We start from the raw sequence: 1411 nt of genomic DNA on the forward strand, positions 1-1411 counted from the left end.
AAGAAATTCGCTGACGTCGAAATCGTTGACGCGTCGATGCCTAGCAACTCTGCCCAAATCTCTGTTAAGCGTACTTCAACCTCACCTTGCGGTGCGTGATAATCGGCCCCATCTTGTGTCAACTCAGGGGTAGGTAATGCCTTTCTATCCACCTTGCCATTGGGCGTCATCGGCCACTGGGTCACACTGATGTAGTGTTGCGGCATCATGTAAGCCGGTAAGAAAGCCTTGAGATGATGCTTTAATTCGCTGTCTGACGGTGTGCACTTTTCGTCACACAACACATAAGCCAATAGCTGTGCTTCGCCCCCGTGCGCGGGCTTCTGTGCCATCACTAAGCTGTCTGTCACACTCTCGTGACTCGCCAGTGCCGCTTCTATTTCACCCAGCTCAATCCTAAACCCGCGGATCTTCACTTGGTTGTCACTTCGCCCGATATATTCCACTTCACCATTGGCGCGCATCTTGACCAAGTCACCCGTTTTGTATAAACGCGGGCTTTGACCTGCTATCGCGTCAGTGTAAAAAGGATTGTCAATAAAGCGTTCGGCAGTTAAATCTGGGCGATTTAGATAGCCGCGTGCCAATCCTGGTCCACCAAGGTGCAATTCACCAACAATACCATGTGGTAACAGTTGACCTTCAGGGCTTAACACCAAAAGTTGGGTATTGAGTACCGCATGGCCAATACTCAGCGGCTTGGCCGGATCTACCTCGGCGATGGTCGCATTCACACTGTACTCTGTCGGCCCATAGGCGTTCAGCAGCTTAATGTGGCTGGGGCGAGTCTCATACCAGGTCGCAATGGCTTGCTCACTTAACTTGTCTCCGCCCACACACACTTGGCGAACATGGCTAGCACATGGTATATCCTGCTCGTGCACCACTTCATGCCAAAAAGCGGTCGGTAAGTTCAATAAACTGATTTGGTGTGTCTCGCAGTGCGCCCAAAAATCCGCCACCGACGCTAACCACTCATCGGTACGTAAAACCAGCGTACTGCCACAACATAGTGCCCCAAATAGCTCTTCAACTGACATATCAAAACTGATGGGGGCAAACTGTAAAAGCTTGTCCTGTGGTTGAATATTAAAAGTGTGTGCGAGGGTCGCCACGAGGTTCACCACACCCTGGTGCTCCAGCATCACGCCTTTAGGTTTACCCGTCGAGCCTGACGTATAAATGATGTACGCCAAGTCTTGCTCTGAGCAGTCTACCTCTGGGTTGCTGTGTGGTTGCGCCGCGATTGCCGCATCGTGCAGGCTTACCCACTGACATTGGCTATTCGCTATCGGCGCGGTATCTGTTACTTGTGTACTCAACACAACCTGTGCTTGTGTGTCGGATAACATGTAGCTCAAGCGCTCTGCTGGGTAATTCGGGTCCAGTGGCACATATGCCCCACCCGCTT

Annotated in this window: 1 protein-coding gene; it reads right to left on the reverse strand. The window is 51.6% G+C overall.

What is annotated here, in order from left to right:
• A partial coding sequence (locus tag L1286_RS24020; RefSeq protein ID WP_235409548.1) for an amino acid adenylation domain-containing protein occupies positions 1-1411 on the reverse strand: 1411 nt, incomplete at both ends.

The sequence above is a fragment of the Pseudoalteromonas sp. SMS1 genome (assembly GCF_021530565.1).
Taxonomy (GTDB): domain Bacteria; phylum Pseudomonadota; class Gammaproteobacteria; order Enterobacterales; family Alteromonadaceae; genus Pseudoalteromonas.